This is a genomic window from Paenibacillus sp. cl123 (assembly GCF_900101595.1).
In the GTDB taxonomy this organism is placed as follows: domain Bacteria; phylum Bacillota; class Bacilli; order Paenibacillales; family NBRC-103111; genus Paenibacillus_G.
Map to the genome: position 1 here is coordinate 78,008 of NZ_FMYY01000017.1, position 15,704 is coordinate 93,711.

General features: G+C 57.8%; 14 protein-coding genes. 13 read left to right on the forward strand and 1 reads right to left on the reverse strand.

What is annotated here, in order from left to right:
- Positions 1–251 precede the first annotated feature (251 nt).
- Positions 252–1,418, reverse strand: coding sequence for an MFS transporter (locus BLR08_RS22165; protein ID WP_072335111.1), 1,167 nt, complete (start codon positions 1,416–1,418; stop codon positions 252–254).
- A 179-nt stretch (positions 1,419–1,597) separates the two neighbouring features.
- Between BLR08_RS22165 and BLR08_RS31255 the strand changes: the two genes are divergently transcribed.
- The 13 genes from BLR08_RS31255 (at position 1,598) to BLR08_RS22225 (ending at position 15,702) form a co-directional block, all read left to right on the forward strand.
- Positions 1,598–1,750, forward strand: coding sequence for a hypothetical protein (locus BLR08_RS31255; protein WP_176835579.1), 153 nt, complete (start codon positions 1,598–1,600; stop codon positions 1,748–1,750).
- 74 nt (positions 1,751–1,824) lie between these two features.
- On the forward strand, positions 1,825–2,262 hold the full coding sequence (locus BLR08_RS22170) for a hypothetical protein (RefSeq protein WP_072334960.1): 438 nt from the start codon (positions 1,825–1,827) through the stop codon (positions 2,260–2,262).
- Between the two features lie 60 nt (positions 2,263–2,322).
- On the forward strand, positions 2,323–3,510 hold the full coding sequence (locus BLR08_RS22175; RefSeq protein ID WP_072334962.1) for a transglutaminase domain-containing protein: 1,188 nt from the start codon (positions 2,323–2,325) through the stop codon (positions 3,508–3,510).
- Between the two features lie 165 nt (positions 3,511–3,675).
- The gene (locus BLR08_RS22180) at positions 3,676–4,431 is read left to right on the forward strand and encodes an HAD-IA family hydrolase (RefSeq protein ID WP_256257742.1); all 756 of its coding nucleotides are present in this window, start codon (positions 3,676–3,678) and stop codon (positions 4,429–4,431) included.
- A 50-nt stretch (positions 4,432–4,481) separates the two neighbouring features.
- On the forward strand, positions 4,482–6,572 hold the full coding sequence (locus BLR08_RS22185) for a peptidoglycan D,D-transpeptidase FtsI family protein (protein WP_072334964.1): 2,091 nt from the start codon (positions 4,482–4,484) through the stop codon (positions 6,570–6,572).
- A 182-nt stretch (positions 6,573–6,754) separates the two neighbouring features.
- Positions 6,755–8,278, forward strand: coding sequence for an aldehyde dehydrogenase family protein (locus BLR08_RS22190; RefSeq protein ID WP_256257743.1), 1,524 nt, complete (start codon positions 6,755–6,757; stop codon positions 8,276–8,278).
- A gap of 306 nt (positions 8,279–8,584) precedes the next feature.
- Positions 8,585–9,517 (forward strand): metal ABC transporter solute-binding protein, Zn/Mn family, encoded by a 933-nt coding sequence (locus BLR08_RS22195; protein WP_083537413.1) that lies wholly within the window; start codon positions 8,585–8,587, stop codon positions 9,515–9,517.
- Positions 9,518–9,552: 35 nt separating this feature from the next.
- Complete coding sequence (locus BLR08_RS22200) at positions 9,553–10,320, forward strand: metal ABC transporter ATP-binding protein (RefSeq protein ID WP_072334969.1); 768 nt, start codon at positions 9,553–9,555, stop codon at positions 10,318–10,320.
- Positions 10,321–10,325: 5 nt separating this feature from the next.
- On the forward strand, positions 10,326–11,291 hold the full coding sequence (locus BLR08_RS22205; protein ID WP_072335120.1) for a metal ABC transporter permease: 966 nt from the start codon (positions 10,326–10,328) through the stop codon (positions 11,289–11,291).
- Positions 11,288–12,175 carry a metal ABC transporter permease gene (locus tag BLR08_RS22210; protein ID WP_072334972.1) on the forward strand — a complete coding sequence of 296 codons (888 nt, stop codon included), beginning with the start codon at positions 11,288–11,290 and terminating at the stop codon, positions 12,173–12,175. The genes BLR08_RS22205 and BLR08_RS22210 overlap by 4 nt, the downstream gene beginning before the upstream one ends.
- A gap of 203 nt (positions 12,176–12,378) precedes the next feature.
- Complete coding sequence (gene asnB / locus BLR08_RS22215; protein WP_072334975.1) at positions 12,379–14,253, forward strand: asparagine synthase (glutamine-hydrolyzing); 1,875 nt, start codon at positions 12,379–12,381, stop codon at positions 14,251–14,253.
- A gap of 155 nt (positions 14,254–14,408) precedes the next feature.
- The gene (locus BLR08_RS22220; RefSeq protein ID WP_072334978.1) at positions 14,409–15,152 is read left to right on the forward strand and encodes a Cof-type HAD-IIB family hydrolase; all 744 of its coding nucleotides are present in this window, start codon (positions 14,409–14,411) and stop codon (positions 15,150–15,152) included.
- A 61-nt stretch (positions 15,153–15,213) separates the two neighbouring features.
- On the forward strand, positions 15,214–15,702 hold the full coding sequence (locus BLR08_RS22225; protein ID WP_072334981.1) for a DUF456 domain-containing protein: 489 nt from the start codon (positions 15,214–15,216) through the stop codon (positions 15,700–15,702).
- Positions 15,703–15,704 lie beyond the last annotated feature (2 nt).

Here is a 15,704-nt window from a genome sequence, read left to right on the forward strand (position 1 = left end):
TGCACGCTTATTTCCCGGTTCCGTGACCGGTTGGACCATCCGAGGCTGTGAGAGGTATTTGCGTAATGCGAAGTATGGGCATGCGGGAAGCGGGGCGTTTATTTGCGGGTGCCGCCCTCATCCGAATGCCCGCGGACGCCAAAAATCCGGACCCCTCGGCACAAGCGAGGTCCGGATGTATAAAGGCTGTCGCCGGAGGGACAATCCTCAGGCTTGCCGACCGGAGGGGAGCTGTCCGTCCATGACGTCAATTACGAGACCCGTGCCGGGGTCAGGATAGTACGGATCGGAAGCATAACCAAGGCGATCATGAGAAACAGGAATGCGATAAAAAAAGGAGACATCTGATCCCTCACATGCCCGGCGACGATAGGGCCGATGAAGGCGCCGATGGAGTAGGAGATCGACAGGATGGAAAACGTCCGGCCATATCGGTTGGAGCTGGTGCCTGCCGCCAGATAGGAAGCGATGGCCGGGAAGATGATGCCCTTGGTCATGCCGATCAGCAGCAGAGAGCCATACAGCGGGAGCGCCCAGCGCACGGACATGCCGAAGAAGATGAACGCCAGAGCCAGGCTTCCCAGCGATATGCGCCAGGCCGGCGATACCCGGTTCAGGAACAGCATGCTGAGCGTAACGAGCGAGCCCAGACTGACCAGGGAGAAGAATATGCCGGAGGTCATGATCGAGCTGTTCGTCTCCTGCATGAGCGGCAGCTCGAAGAAGAGAATGCCCTGGGAGCAGGAGAGCGCAAGCGGCACGCAGTAGAACAGCCACGGGATTGGAGGGAGGTCCGCAGGCTCTGACAATGGTCCCGCGGAACCAGCGTGAGAGTCCCCGGCCTCCCCGGGCAGTCCTCTCGCCGCTATCCTGTTCGGCTCCTTGACGAAAAGCCAAGCCAGCACGCCGGTCGCAATCAGCCCCCAGCCCAGATAAACAAACGATTGCTCGAAGCCGAACCGCGCCACCAAATAAGCGCCGGCCGCCGGGCTCAGGACGGAGGCCAGCGTATGGACCATGCCGTTGCCCGACATCAGCTTGCCTTGATGCACGCGGTCTCTGGCGATCTTCGCGAGCATGGACAGGCAGGCAGGCGACAGGAAGGCCAGTACGAATCCGCTGATCGAGCGGATGATAAGCAGCTGCCATGGGTCCGTTACCCTGGATTGAAGGAGAAGCAGGGCGCCTGCTACAATCAGGCTGAAGAGGATGAACCGTTTGCTGCCGTACCGGTCCACGCCATAGCCTGCTATCAGATTGCCGGGCAGATGAGTGATGGAATAGACGCCCAGTATAAGTCCGATGAAGGACGGAGCGGCGCCGAGCGACACGGCGAATGGAGTCAAAATCGGATACTGCGCATGCAGGTCGAAAATAGCTACGAACATAAACAAATAAAGCCAAACAGCGGTCTTCAATCTCATCACCCCAGTTTTTCTTGGTCGGGCGGTTGTCCGCACTCTTGATCTCTATACGTTACGCTGGGTTTTCCGGAGTTAGTACTAAGATTCGGCAAAGGAAGCGCGCGGTATGCTGCAACTCTGGCCGATCTTGGACGTACAACAACGTAAGACAAGCACACAGGGAGCTGAAAGTTATGGAGCCGCTGCTGCTCGTTGTCCTGGTGGTAATCCTGGCTTTGTCCGTGTTCCGGCTGCTGCGGATGGGAAGAAGGCTGCGTCGGCAGGATCGGTCTGCCGATATCCAGGAGAAGCTGGCCAGACTGCGGAAAAAAAGAGATGAAGAATAATCGCTGCGTGTTGTATGATGAACAAGGCGGCTATTGCCGCTTGACAAGGCTTTGGGCAGAGGGGGATTTTTCAGTTGGACTTTTTGATGGAATTTATTCAGGACCGCTGGTTTGTTATCGCAGGGGCGATCATCGTCCTTTTTATCGTGGTCAAGCTGGTGAAGACGGTTATGAAGTGGGTGCTGATCATCGCTCTGCTGGCCGGCCTTTATTATTACGGAGCCAGCTATAAGGATCAGCTGCTGGAGCTAGGCGGAGCTGTCGGAGCCCAGGCTGCGGCGGAAGTCAAAACCCAGGTCGTCAAGGCTTTCGGAGATGAGGTCAAGGAGGCGTCGTACAAGCAAAATGCGGACGGCTCATTTACCGTGACGACGAAAAGCGTCAGACTGGACGGTAAGCCGGGGGAAAGCGAAGTCAAGGTGACGTTTATGAACCGCAGCTTTACGGTCAAGATGGATGATGTGATGAAAGCGCTGATCGATCAAGCGAAGAAGAACGCAGGATTGCAGTAACGGACAGCAGGGACTCTTTCATTGACGGACGCGCTGGCGGGCGAAGAGGGGAGAGAGAGAATGAACGTTGCGGATTTCTGGAGCCATGCAGGAGTATGGAATGTGGTGACGATCGTGTTGGCGGGAGCGTTCGCATTGTCTGTTGCGCAGGGCTTGCGGCGCGGCGCTTCCTCGTCGGCCAAGCATCTGGCGCTTATGATGACGGAAGGCGCCGTGACGCTGGCCAGCCTATTGCTGGCCTGGCAGCTCTCCAGCTGGCTGTCGCCGCAGGTGCAGTCCTGGCTGATCGAGCGCAATCTGAAGATACCGCCCGAGGAGCTCGGGATGTGGGAGCAGTTTTATTATACCGGGATAACGGCTATGCGGGATTTTTCGCTGCTTCGCTACAGCGTGCTGTTCGTGCTCGGCTATGGTCTCATCAAGCAGCTGGTCTACCGGCTGCTGGACCCGGCCGTCGACAGATGGCTTGGCCGCCATGCCGATACGGCCTCGGCTGCGGGAACGGCAAGCCGGGACGCTCGCGGCAGGTCGGGTCCTTCGATCTGGAGCAGCCTGCTGGGCGGCGTGATCGGCGCCTTGACGGGACTCGGACGCGGGCTGGTCATGGTTGCGCTGCTGTTCATCTTCACGACGCTCTTTCCCCAGACGCCCTTATCCGGCTATATCCAAGCTTCAACGCTGTACCAGACAGGGGCCAAAAGCGTGATCAAGCCGGTCACCGGAGGATTTCTCGAAAGCCAGCTGCCGGTGTTCACACGTGCGGTGGAGCAGGAGTTCAGCAATATTTTGCAGCGCAAATACGAGGTGCTCGACTCCAAGATTCCTGACGATATCGCTCAAGCGGCCAAGCAGGTGACGGCCAAGGCGAAAAACGACGAGGAGAAGGCGCGCATGCTGTACCGATGGGTCGGCACGCGCATCCAATATGATTGGGACAAGGTGGAGCAGTACGAGAAGCGGCGCATCTGGAAGGAGCAGACGCCGGAGGACACGTTTGCGACCAAGCAGGGCGTCTGCATCGATTTCTCCCGGCTGTATGCGGTTATGGCCCGCTCGGTCGGGCTAGACGTGAAGGTCGTGACCGGTCTTGGCTATGACGGCCAAGGCGGCTACGGTCCGCATGCCTGGAACGAGGTTTATTTGGCCGATCAGGCTCTATGGGTCCCGCTCGATTCGACCTGGGTAGCCAGCGGGGGCAATTGGTTCAACCCTCCGGGCTTCAACGAGACTCATATCAAGGACGCATAGGCGAACATAGCCGGAAACCCGACTCAGTCGGATTTCCGGCTGGCTGCGTTGCGCTGCGCGCCGCCGTTTCGCTTTGGCACGAAGCAAGGATTTGATGAGCTCTCTGTCTGTGGTACACTAGAAGAAAGCATAAGAAATAAAATACGAGCATTCGGGAGCGTCCGCATGAGGGCGATGGTCCCGCATGATGTGATGGAAAGCAGGTTTGCCGGAGTGAGAAAACCATGGTCGTCTTATAAAGCCGTTTATTTCGATGTGGGAGATACGCTGCTGACCATCCCGGCGGCGCGGGTCATCCTGCAGCAGCATTTGGCCGCCCGGTCGTTTCACCGGGGAGAGGAGCAGATCGGTGAACTTTTCACCGAGGCGTTTCGTCTATTGTATTACGGAAAGCAGCTTGGAGACTTCGAAGCATGCTCGCCGGAATCCGACCGTATATTCTGGATGAAGGTGTATCATTATATTTTGCAGCAGCTGGGTGTGGAAAGCGAGCGATGGACGGAAGAGCAGATTCACGCCTGCTGCCACGAGCTCTACGATCTCTTCACGTCGCCTGAGCATTATTCGCTCTTCGAAGATGTCGAAGAGACGTTGGCCGAGCTGCAGCAGCGCGGCTACCGGCTTGGCGTTATATCCAATTTTGCCCCTACGCTCAAGTCGATTCTGGAGCATAAGGGGATTTTGCACTACTTCGAGGCGGTCCATGTCTCGACGGAGGTCGGTCTGGAGAAGCCCGATCCCGCCATATTCCGGCTGGCGCTGGAGCATGGAGAGCTGGCGCCTGAAGAAGTGCTGTATATCGGGGACCACGACCGCAACGATATATGGGCGCCTGCCCAGGTCGGGATCCGCGCGGTGAAAATCAAGCGCTACGACTATCATGAGGGAGAGGGCATCCACTCGCTGAGAGAGCTGCTCTGATCCTTGGCATTGTTTTAACAACAACACGAAAGGAGCCGCTTAAACGCACAATGAAGAAGCCGATCGGTATGGAAGACCGCTCCAAGCAGGAGTCGGGCAAGGGCCGCAATTTTACGTTCCGTATTAATATTTTTTTCTTCTTCACATTTTTTCTGTTTTCGGTGCTTATCGTGCAGCTGGCTGACCTTCAGTTCGTGAAGGGCAAGGAGCTGCTGGAGGAGAAAAGCCGCATCGAGAGCGCCGCGACGCCGATCCCTCCGATCCGGGGCAATATCTTCGACCGGGAGAGCGCTCCGCTGGCCTATACGGTACCCGTGCAGTCGCTGTACTTCCGCATCGAGCAGCAGCAGCCCAAAGAGGAGGTTATCGCGCTGGCCAAACGGCTGGAGCAGATTTTCGCCGACAATGTTCGCGAAGGCGAGACGCCTCTGACTGCGGAGGAGATTATCAAGGAAATGGACGTGGGCTACGACCTGAACGGAGACGAGACGGAGAAAAAGCCGAGCTACAACTCCGTGCCGCGGCGGGTCAAGACCGATCTGTCCAATGCCGAGATGGCATATATTCTGGAGCATCGCGATGAGCTGAAGTGGATCGAGATCACGGAGGAAAGCATCCGGACCTATGATCCGGTCAAGCCTGTCGCCGTCCAGCTTGTCGGCTATATGCGTCCGTATTCCCAGGCCCGCGAGCCGAAAAACGGCTTGTCCTTCTATCAGGACAAAACGACGACAAAGGGCTATATGGATACGGAATACGTAGGTTATGACGGCATCGAGTTCATGTACCAGAAGGAGCTCAGAGGGACGAACGGAACGAAGACGTACCCGGTCAATGCGCTTAACAAAATTATCGGGCAGGCCGAGGTGACTCCGCCGACGAAGGGCAATAATTTGTACCTGACGATCAATAAGGATATTCAGAGCATTACCGAGAAGGCGATTATGGATCATCTGGCCTATCTGAAAAGTCCGGCAGCCCGCAGCAATCCGCTGATAGCCAAAGGGAGAAATGCCGTGGCCGGCTATGCGGTCGCGATGGAGGTTGAGACGGGCAAGGTGGTCACGATGGCCAGTATGCCGGATTACGATCCGAAGGTATGGGCCGGGGGCATTAAGACCAACGCACAGTATTTGCAGATTCAGCCTTTTATCAACAATGGCACAATTACGACGGCCTATCCCGACTATCCGACGGCAGAGGAGCGCAACCGGCATCCGACCTCGATCGTTTACGTCGGTTCGGTCATCAAGCCGTTGTCGGTGCTGATCGGACTGAAGGAAGGACTGTTCGGCCTGAACACCGTGTACAACGATACGGGAATCTTCCATTACGGCAAGGATAACAGCGCCAAGGTGTCGAACTCCGACGGCAAGGCCTGGGGACCGATCAATGCGACGAAGGCGATCCAATATTCGTCCAACACTTTCATGTCCGCCAAGATCGGCTATGAGCTTCACCGGCTCAAAGGCGAGAAGGCCGTCGAGATATGGGATTCTTATTTGGCCAAGTTTGGTCTCGGCGTATCGACGGAAACAGGGCTGCGCACCGAATCTCCGGGACTCAGCGAATATTTGACCAACACGAAGGAGTCCCATCAGCAGCGGATGGTGTTCGCCTCTTGGGGACAGAACGAGAAGTATACGACGATGCAGCTTGCCCAGTATGTCACCACATTGGCAACGCGCGGAGAGCGGCTGAAGCCGCTGCTCGTCGATAAGATCGAGTCTTACAACGGTGACCCTGTACAAAGCTTCGAGAGGGTTGTGCTGGACAAAATCGAGTTCCCGAAGGAATACTGGGATGCGGTATTCAAAGGAATGGCCGCGGTCGGCATCAGCGGCTTCGACGACTTCAAGTACCCGCTGGCCCGCAAGACGGGAACCTCGACGCAGCGGGTGGCCGGCAATAAGGAAGTCGACAACGCGGTATTCATCGCCTTCGCTCCGATCGAGAATCCCAAGCTGGCTGTTGCGGTCGTCGTGCCCGAGGGGGGCTTCGGCTCTTACGGAGCGGCGCCGATTGCGCGCAAAATTTTTGACGCTTACGATTATTATTACGGACTCGACGGCGTGCCCAAGAAGGCCGCTGCCGACGCAGCAGCCGGGGCGGGGGGCGCTGCGGCGAATAAACAGCCGTAAGCCGGCCGGTAGGCAGGCGTTAACCAGGTTCCGCAGAAGGAGCTCCCGATAGACGGGGGTTCCTTTTCGTGCTTCTTGCTCCGGGCTGTGTAAAATAATGAATAGGCGATCAAGGAAACAGGACAAGCTCATTCTGTGCTTGCAGCAGGTATGAGCACAGAAAAGCCGAAGGAGTGACCACCATGAGCGGCCAAGATGAAGCAGGGTTCGAAGCGAAGTTCGGAACAAACCTCCTGGCAGACCTCGCAGCAAGCCCCGGAGTAAGTCTTATGGCAGGCGCCTATATTAACGGAGCTCTCTTTATGCCGGACGCGTCCCCCGACACACCGGCAGATAACGTCATCGTGAATCCTTATAACAACGAGGTCATCGCGCGCATCCGTTTCGGAGGATTGGCCGAGCTGGAGCGGGCGATCGCGTCTGCGCACGGCGCCTTTCACGCTGCGATGAAGCGGCTTCCGGCGCACGAGCGCGCCTCCCTTCTGCGTAAAGCTGCGGATCTGCTGGAGGATGAGCTGAAGCAGTTCGCCCGGGTTATTATGCTGGAAGCGGGCAAGCCGATCCGGGATTCGCGGGCCGAGGTCAGGAGATCGGTCCAGATTCTGCGGCTAGCGGAGGCGGAGGCGCTGAAGCTGGACGGCCAGCTGGTTCCGATGGATGCGGCGGCGGGGGGCGAAGGACGGATCGGCATGGTCAGGCTGTCTCCGCTTGGAGTCGTCGCCGCCATAGCTCCATTCAATTTCCCATTGAATTTGGTGCTGCATAAAGTTGCCCCTGCCATAGCGGCGGGCAATACAGTCGTGCTGAAGCCGTCGGAGAAAACGCCGCTCTCGTCCCTGCTGCTTGCGCGTCTGCTGACGCGGGCCGGGCTGCCGGACGGCGCTTTGAATGTTGTGGCCGGCGAGGGCTCCTTGCTGGGAGAGGCGTTGGTATCCGATCCGCGGATAAGCAAAATTACCTTCACCGGAAGCGTACCCGTCGGCCAGCGGATTCAGCGGCTCGCCGGATTCAGAAAGCTTACGCTGGAGCTGGGTTCGAATTCGCCGAACATTGTATTCGACGACGCGGATCTGGAGCAGACGGCGGCAGGGCTTGTTCGAGGGGCGTTCATTTTCGCCGGGCAAGTATGCATTTCGGTCCAGCGCATCTATGTGCAGAGCGGTATTTATAACGAATTCCAGCAGCTATTTGTGTCCAGGACCAAAGCGTTGAAGCTCGGTAATCCTGCGGATGAGAATACCGATATAGGCCCGATGATCAGTGAGGAGGAAGCGGTCCGGACGGAACGGTGGATTCGGGAGGCCGAAGCGCTGGGAGCAGTTGTGCTGACGGGAGGGACGCGGGAGGGAGCCTTGTTTTCTCCCACGGTGATGACCCGGGTTAAGCCGGATATGAAGATTATGTGCCGGGAGACTTTCGCTCCCGTGGTCTCGCTTATTCCTTTTGATACGGAAGAGGAGGTCTTGCGCATGGCCAATGCGTCCGACTTCGGAATTCAAGCGGGGGTCTTCACGACGAATATTAACCGGGCGCTTCGGGTAGCGGACGGTTTGGAGACGGGCGGAGTATGGATCAATGAAATTTCGACCTACCGTCAGGATAATTACCCTTATGGAGGGATCAAGCAGAGCGGAGTCGGCCGAGAAGGCGTCGGATATGCGGTAAGGGACATGTGCGAGAGTAAATTTATTGGAATTAAATATTGACGGTCTTAGGGAACCTGAGCCCTCCGCGCGCTTCTGCAGCGCCGGAGGGCTTGCTTGTGTTCAGGGCTGCCGATGAAGGGGCTATGGGCAGGCAGGACGAACGTCTAAAATTAATGTTGCACTGGGGAAACATTATTGTATATAATAAAAACATAGTCATCAGGGAAAGAAAAGTTGTCTCGGCCAACAAAAGAGGTCTAAGACAACTTTTAGGCACCATATAGTCATAACCACATACAATTGGCTAGAAGAGGAGAGAGGATAGTGAGAGCGAATCCAAGCAAAGCTTTGCCATCATCGCCGTTGATGAAACGTCTTTTATTGTCGCTTGTTTGTCTGGCGGTGGCCGCCATGCTGACGGCCTGCGGCGGAGGAGCGGAGCCGGCGGGCGCCGAAGCGGGCGGCAAGATCAAGATTACGACGACGATCGGCATGATCGCGGATATTGCGGAGCAGGTGGGCGGGGAGCATGTGCAGGTAACGGCGCTGATGAAGCCGGGCGTCGATCCCCATCTGTACAAAGCTTCGCAAGGAGATGTGCGCAAGCTGGAGCAGGCGGACATGATTTTCTACGGAGGCCTTCATCTCGAAGGCAAGATGATTGAGCTGTTCGAAAACATGGCGAAGGAGAAAACGACAGTCGCCGTCACCCGGAACATTCCGGAGTCCAGGCTGATGCTGACGGACGACGGCTCGGGCACCCACGATCCGCATGTCTGGTTCGACGTATCGCTGTGGATGCTGGCGACGGAGACGGTCCGGGATACGCTGGCTGAGCAGGATGCGACCCATGCCGAGGATTATAAGAAGAATGCGGCGGCCTATATCGCTCAGCTGAAGGAGCTGGACCGTTACGCGGCCGAGCAGATCGCTTCGATTCCGGAAGGGCAGCGGGTGCTGGTTACGGCGCATGACGCCTTCGGCTATTTCGGCAAGGCTTACGGGATCAAGGTGATGGGGCTGCAAGGAATCAGCACGGCTTCCGAATACGGGTCCAAGGATGTAAGCAAGCTGCGCGATTATCTGGTCGCCAACCGGATCAAAGCCGTATTCGTCGAATCCAGTGTCCCCAAGAAGTCCATAGAAGCGGTCATCCAAGGCGCAGCCAAGCAGGGGCATGATGTGAAGATCGGCGGGGAGCTGTTTTCGGACGCGATGGGCGAGGCTGGAACGCCGGAGGGCACGTATATCGGGATGGTCAGACATAATGTCGATACGATTGTGAAGGCATTAAAATAAAAAATAAACGGAGCAAAACAAAGGGAGTGAGGAAGATGACAGATCGGCATGCGCCCCTGCGTATAGAAGGTTTGACTGTCGCCTATCAGAAGAAGCCGGTGCTGCGGGATATTTCGCTGACGGTTCCCGAGGGCAAGCTCATCGGGATTATCGGTCCCAACGGCGCGGGCAAGTCGACGTTGATCAAGGCTACACTGGGCCTTATCCCCAAAGTGACCGGCAGCGTAACGATATTCGGCCGCCCGTATCAAGAGCAGCGGAAGCTGATCGGTTATGTGCCGCAGCGGGAGTCGGTGGACTGGGACTTCCCGACCAGCGCGCTGGACGTCGTGATGATGGGCCGGTATGGCCATCTCGGCTGGTTCAAGCGGCCGGGAGCGCGGGAGAGGGAATATGCGATGGATTGCCTGGAGAAAGTCGGGATGGCCGACTTCGCCGGCCGCCAGATCAGCCAGCTGTCCGGGGGGCAGCAGCAGCGTATTTTTCTGGCGCGGGCGCTTGCCCAGGATGCGCGGCTGTACTTCATGGATGAGCCGTTCGTAGGTGTGGACGCCGCGACCGAGAAGGCGATCATCACGCTGCTGAACGAGCTGAAGAAGCAGGGCAAGACCGTGCTCGTCGTTCATCACGATCTGGCTACGGTGAAGGAATATTTCGACTGGATTATCCTGCTTAACGTGGAGCTGTTGGGGGCGGGTCCGACGGCGGAATGGTTTACGAAAGAGCATCTACAGAAGACGTACGGCGGGCGGCTTACGCTGCTGCAGCAGGATGATGACGCCGTTATCGTCAGTTCGAGGTGATCGGGATGCTGGATTATATCATTGCTTTGCTGAGCGATCCGAACGCGCAATGGATTTTGCTGGGCAGTATGCTGCTCGGGTTAAGCAGCGGCGTGCTGGGAAGCTTTGCTTATCTGCGCAAGCAGAGCCTGATGGGCGACGCGCTGGCCCATGCCGCCCTGCCGGGCGTATGCATCGCCTTCATGCTGACCGGCTCGAAGTCGATTTTCTTCTTCCTGCTCGGTGCGGCGGCGGCCGGCTTGATCGCAACCTTCGGCATCGGTTATGTGACGCGGAATTCGCGGATCAAGCAGGACACTGCGCTGGGGATCGTGTTGTCCGTATTTTTCGGGATCGGAATTGTCCTGCTGACCAAAATTCAGCATAGCGGCAGCGGCAACCAGAGCGGGCTGGACAAATTTTTGTTCGGTCAGGCCGCGTCCATGGTACAGACGGACGTCATCACGATGGCTGTCGTAGCTCTCGTGCTCGTGCTGATCTGCTGGGCGCTCTTCAAGGAATTCAAGCTGCTCAGCTTCGATGCCGGCTTCGCCAAGGGAATCGGCCTCCCGGTCGCGGCGCTGGAGCAGTTCATGATGTTTCTGATCGTAGTGGCGGTCGTTGTCGGCATTCAGGCGGTCGGCGTCGTGCTCATGTCGGCCTTGCTGATCACGCCGGCCGTCTCGGCCAGATACTGGACGGAGAGGCTTGGCGTGATGGTCGTGCTGTCAGGCATATTCGGAGCCATCAGCGGATTGGTCGGCACGTTCGTCAGCGGGCTCGGCAGCAACCTCCCGACAGGACCGCTCAGTGTGCTGGCCGCTACGGCGCTGTTCGTCATCTCCGTCCTGTTCGCTCCCCGCCGCGGACTTGCCGCCAAGCTTCTGGAGCGTTTGGCGGTCAAGAGAAGCGTGCTGGGCGAGCTCAGAAGTCGCGCCGAGAGAGTGACGGTACATTCGAGCGGCGGAGCGAGGGAGGAGGGACGGCTATGAACGACTTCTGGATTATATTGACGGCTTCGCTGGTCGCCTGCTCCTGCGCTCTGCTCGGCTGCTTCCTGATTTTGCGCAAAATGGCCATGATCGGCGACGCCATCAGCCATTCGGTGCTGCCGGGCATCGTCATCGCTTTCCTGCTCAGCGGCTCGCGGGATTCCTTGTTTATGATGCTGGGCGCTTCGATCGTCGGTCTGGTGACGGTGTTTCTGATCCAGTGGTTCCACCAAAGCGGCGTGCAGTCGGACGCCTCCATCGGCGTCGTATTCACAGCACTGTTCGCCGTCGGCGTCGTGCTCGTCAGCCTGTACACCCGGCAGGTGGATCTGGACCTCGACTGCGTGCTGTACGGGGAGATCATCCAGGTGCCTTGGGATACGATCCAGGCCTTCGGGATGGACATCGGTCCGAAGGCGGTATGGGGCCTCGGACTGGTGCTCGGTCTCAGCCTGCTCGTGCTCGGCTTGTTCTACAAGCAGTTCAAGCTGTGCGCCTTCGACCCCGCGATGGCCGCCGCGATCGGCATCCCGGTGGCGTTGTTCCACTACGTGCTGATGGGTCTGGTGTCTGTGACAACTGTCGCCTCCTTCGAGAGCGTCGGCGCGATTCTTGTCGTCGGCATGCTGGTTGTCCCGGCGGCAACCGCCTACCTGCTGACGGAGCGGCTGGGCGTCATGATCGTCTGCAGCATGGTTGTCGGCGTGTTGAGCGCCGTGCTGGGCTACTGGATGGCCGTCGTGCTGGACGCCTCCATCGCCGGCTGCATGATTACCGTCGCCGGCATACTGTTTGTGGCGGCGTTCCTCTTCTCTCCTACGCACGGGATCGTCTGGCGCAAGCTGAAGCTGCGCAAGCAGGCGAGAGAAGCCACGGCCGGGTAACCAAAGTCCGGCAAGCTCCTGTTGCTCCGATGATACGGAGTAACGGGGGCTTTTTCGCGTTCAGGCGCAAGCGGGTTAGGCCAAGTCATGAGAAGTTACTAGCGGCGTAACCATAGGTTACAGAAACCGCGGAAATTATGGTATACTGGTTTATCTACGATTTATTCGATAGCAGCTATGCGCTATGAGGAGGATACACAGGAATGTGCGGGATTACCGGAGTCATGTATTTTGAAGACCGAGAACCGTCACGGGAGCTGCTGACGAGCATGACCGATGTCATCGTGCACCGCGGACCGGACGACATCGGATTTTGGAGCGATAACCGGATAGGGCTCGGCTTCCGGCGGCTTTCCATCATTGATATCAAGGAAGGCCACCAGCCGCTGGCTAACGAGGACGATACGGTATGGATCGTATTCAATGGAGAAATTTATAATTATAAGTATTTGCGCGATATGCTGCAGAGCAAAGGACATGTGTTCAAGACGCATACCGATACCGAGGTTATCGTCCATCTGTACGAGGAATTCGGGGAAGCCTGTGTGGAGAAGCTGCGCGGGATGTTCGGCTTTGTCATCTGGGACAAGCGGCAGCGCAAGCTGTTCGGCGCCCGCGACCAGTTCGGGATCAAGCCGTTTTATTACTATAAGGACGCATCGCGCTTTCTCTTCGGCTCCGAGATCAAGAGCCTGCTGGCGGCGGGACTGCCGAGAGCCGTCCGGAGCGAAAGCTTGTTCAATTATTTGACCTTCCAGTATGTGCCTGAGCCGGACACGATGTTCCGCGATGTGCGCAAGCTGCCCCCGGGCCATACGATAACGCTCGGCTACGACGGCGAGATGTCGGTCAAGCGCTACTGGGACCCGATGCTGCAGCCGGACGAGAGCCTGACGTTCGACGATGCGGTGGAACAGATCCGCTCCACGCTGCGCGACTCGGTGATCCATCACATGCAGAGCGATGTGGAGCGCGGATGCTTCCTGTCCAGCGGCATCGATTCCACGGCGATTGCGACCATGATGCGCTCGATCGAGCCGATCCGGACGTTCTCCGTCGGCTTCGAGGGAGCGAACAACGAGACGGTGATCGCCCGGCAGACGGCGCAAGCGCTGGATACGGAGCATTACGACCGCGTGATCACGGAGCAGGATTACTTCGCTTCGCTTTCGCGGGCCGTCTGGCATCAGGACGAGCCGGTCGCCGATCCGTCGGCGATCGCGCTGTACCATGTCGCACAGCTGGCCCGCGAGCATGTGACGGTCGTGCTGTCCGGCGAAGGAGCCGACGAGCTGTTCGGAGGCTACCGCATCTACTGCGAGCCGCAGTCGCTTGCGCCGATCGAGCGTCTGCCGCATGGCGTCAAGCGCATGATGCATGCGCTGGCGCGTTTGCTGCCGGCCGGCTTCAAGGGACGCAATTATGTGCTGCGCGGCACGACTCCGCTGGAGGAGCGGTTCCTGGGCAACGCCAAAATTTTCACCGAGGACATGAAGGCCGACATCGTGAACGCCGATCGCGAGCTGCTGCGCTCCTATCGCAACCCGGTTCAAGTGGCCAAAGCCTTCTATGATCGCAGCAAACATCTGGACCCGGTATCCCGGATGCAGTATATCGATATGAATCTGTGGATGCCCGGAGATATTCTGATGAAGGCGGACAAAATGACGATGGCTCATTCCCTTGAGCTGCGCGTGCCTTTTCTCGACGTCGAGCTGTACGAGGTATCCAAACGCATTCCCGCCAAGTACCGGATTGCGGAAGGCACGACCAAGTACGTGCTGCGCAAGGCGATGGAGGGGGTTGTGCCCGACTTTATTCTGAATCGCCCGAAGCTGGGCTTCCCGGTGCCGATGCGCGATTGGATGAAGGGGCCGAGAGGGTCCGCGATCTTGGAGCAGATCGAAGCCGGCGGCATCGAGGACTATATTCGGATGGATGCGGTACGGGGGATGCTGGACGGCCACCGCAGCGGCAAGGGCGACTATGCCCGCCGACTCTGGACGATCTATATGTTTGCCCTCTGGCATTCGACGTATTTGAAGGAAGAAATTCGTCCCTCTCTCGCATATGCTTGAGAAGAGCGGTCCGCTACTCAAGGCATAAGGGGACGCTGAGCAATAAAACCGAAAGTCCGGCGGCGGCATCGCGATCAGGCGTTTGCCGCAGCGCTGTGTGATTCGCCGGACCTCCAAACGGTTGAACAATTGGTAGAAAGAGAGCTGAGAACACGATGGGACGTTACCGGTTAATCGCGCTCGACATGGATGGGACGCTGCTGACGGAGGAGAAGACGATCTCGGAGGAAAACCGCGCGGCTATTCGGGCTGCGGAGGATGCCGGGATCAAGGTTGTGTTCGCTACAGGACGGGGTCTGCAGAAGGCTCTGCCCTATGCGGTTGAACTTGGCCTGCAGTCGCCTCTGGTCACGGTGAACGGAGGCGAGGTCTGGAAGACGCCGGACGAGCTGCTGGAGCGGCATACGCTGAAGGTGGAGCAGGTAGAGCGGATGTATGAGCTGGCCGTCCAGTATGACCCGTGGTTTTGGGCTTATTCGGTAACTGGGATTTTCAACAAGGAATCTTGGAATGAGGTCGGCAAGCTGCATGACCGGGAATGGCTGAAGTTCGGCTATTACACGGAAAATCTGGAGTCGCTGCTCATCATCCGGGAGCAGCTGGAGAAGACGCAGCTGTACGAAATTACGAACTCGCATCCGTGCAATATCGAATTGAACCCGAAGGGCGTCACCAAGGCGACCGGCCTGCGCAGGCTGTGCGAGCTGTATGGCTTCGATATGTCCCAGGTGATCGCAATGGGCGACAGCCAAAACGATATTGCCATGATCCGGGAAGCGGGGCTTGGGGTGGCTATGGGCAACGCTCAAGAGGAGGTCAAGGGGCTGGCGGATACGGTCACCCTGTCCAATGACGAGCATGGCGTAGCCAAAATCATCAGGGAGCATGCGCTTGTCTGATCGTCTTTGCAGCGCAAGAAATGAATGAAGGACGGAATAGACGGGGAAAGGAGTGATCGATATGGTCATTACGGCATGGATTATCATCATCATCCTGTTTGTCGTCGGCATGGCCGGAGCGGTGTACCCGGTGCTTCCGGGGGCGCTGGCGATATACGGGGCTTACTTTGTGTATGGATTTATGATCGGCTTCGAGCCGTTCGGCCTCTGGTTTTGGCTTATTCAGACGACGATCGTGGCTGTGCTGATGGTCGCCGATTACCTGGTCAACGCGATCGGGGTCAAACGATTCGGGGGCAATCGCGCCTCCGTCGTCGGAAGCACGATCGGCCTGATCGTCGGACCGTTCGTGATCCCGGTCGTCGGTCTGATTGCCGGTCCTTTTCTCGGGGCGGTGATCGGCGAGCTGATCGTGGGCACGCCGTTCCGTCAATCGCTGCGCGCGGGTCTCGGAGCGCTGGTCGGATTTTTCTCCGGCTTGTTCGTCAAGTTTACGCTGCAGCTGCTGATGATCATTTTGTTTATCGTCTGGGTGGTTCGTTATACGTAACG

Coding starts and splice junctions, on each gene's coding strand:
- BLR08_RS31255 (WP_176835579.1), top strand. CDS start 1,598: ATGGAGCCGCTGCTGCTCGTTGTCCTGGTGGTAATCCTGGCTTTGTCC.
- BLR08_RS22175 (WP_072334962.1), top strand. CDS start 2,323: ATGAACGTTGCGGATTTCTGGAGCCATGCAGGAGTATGGAATGTGGTG.
- BLR08_RS22180 (WP_256257742.1), top strand. CDS start 3,676: ATGAGGGCGATGGTCCCGCATGATGTGATGGAAAGCAGGTTTGCCGGA.
- BLR08_RS22185 (WP_072334964.1), top strand. CDS start 4,482: ATGAAGAAGCCGATCGGTATGGAAGACCGCTCCAAGCAGGAGTCGGGC.
- BLR08_RS22190 (WP_256257743.1), top strand. CDS start 6,755: ATGAGCGGCCAAGATGAAGCAGGGTTCGAAGCGAAGTTCGGAACAAAC.
- BLR08_RS22195 (WP_083537413.1), top strand. CDS start 8,585: ATGAAACGTCTTTTATTGTCGCTTGTTTGTCTGGCGGTGGCCGCCATG.
- BLR08_RS22200 (WP_072334969.1), top strand. CDS start 9,553: ATGACAGATCGGCATGCGCCCCTGCGTATAGAAGGTTTGACTGTCGCC.
- BLR08_RS22205 (WP_072335120.1), top strand. CDS start 10,326: ATGCTGGATTATATCATTGCTTTGCTGAGCGATCCGAACGCGCAATGG.
- BLR08_RS22210 (WP_072334972.1), top strand. CDS start 11,288: ATGAACGACTTCTGGATTATATTGACGGCTTCGCTGGTCGCCTGCTCC.
- asnB (WP_072334975.1), top strand. CDS start 12,379: ATGTGCGGGATTACCGGAGTCATGTATTTTGAAGACCGAGAACCGTCA.
- BLR08_RS22220 (WP_072334978.1), top strand. CDS start 14,409: ATGGGACGTTACCGGTTAATCGCGCTCGACATGGATGGGACGCTGCTG.
- BLR08_RS22225 (WP_072334981.1), top strand. CDS start 15,214: ATGGTCATTACGGCATGGATTATCATCATCATCCTGTTTGTCGTCGGC.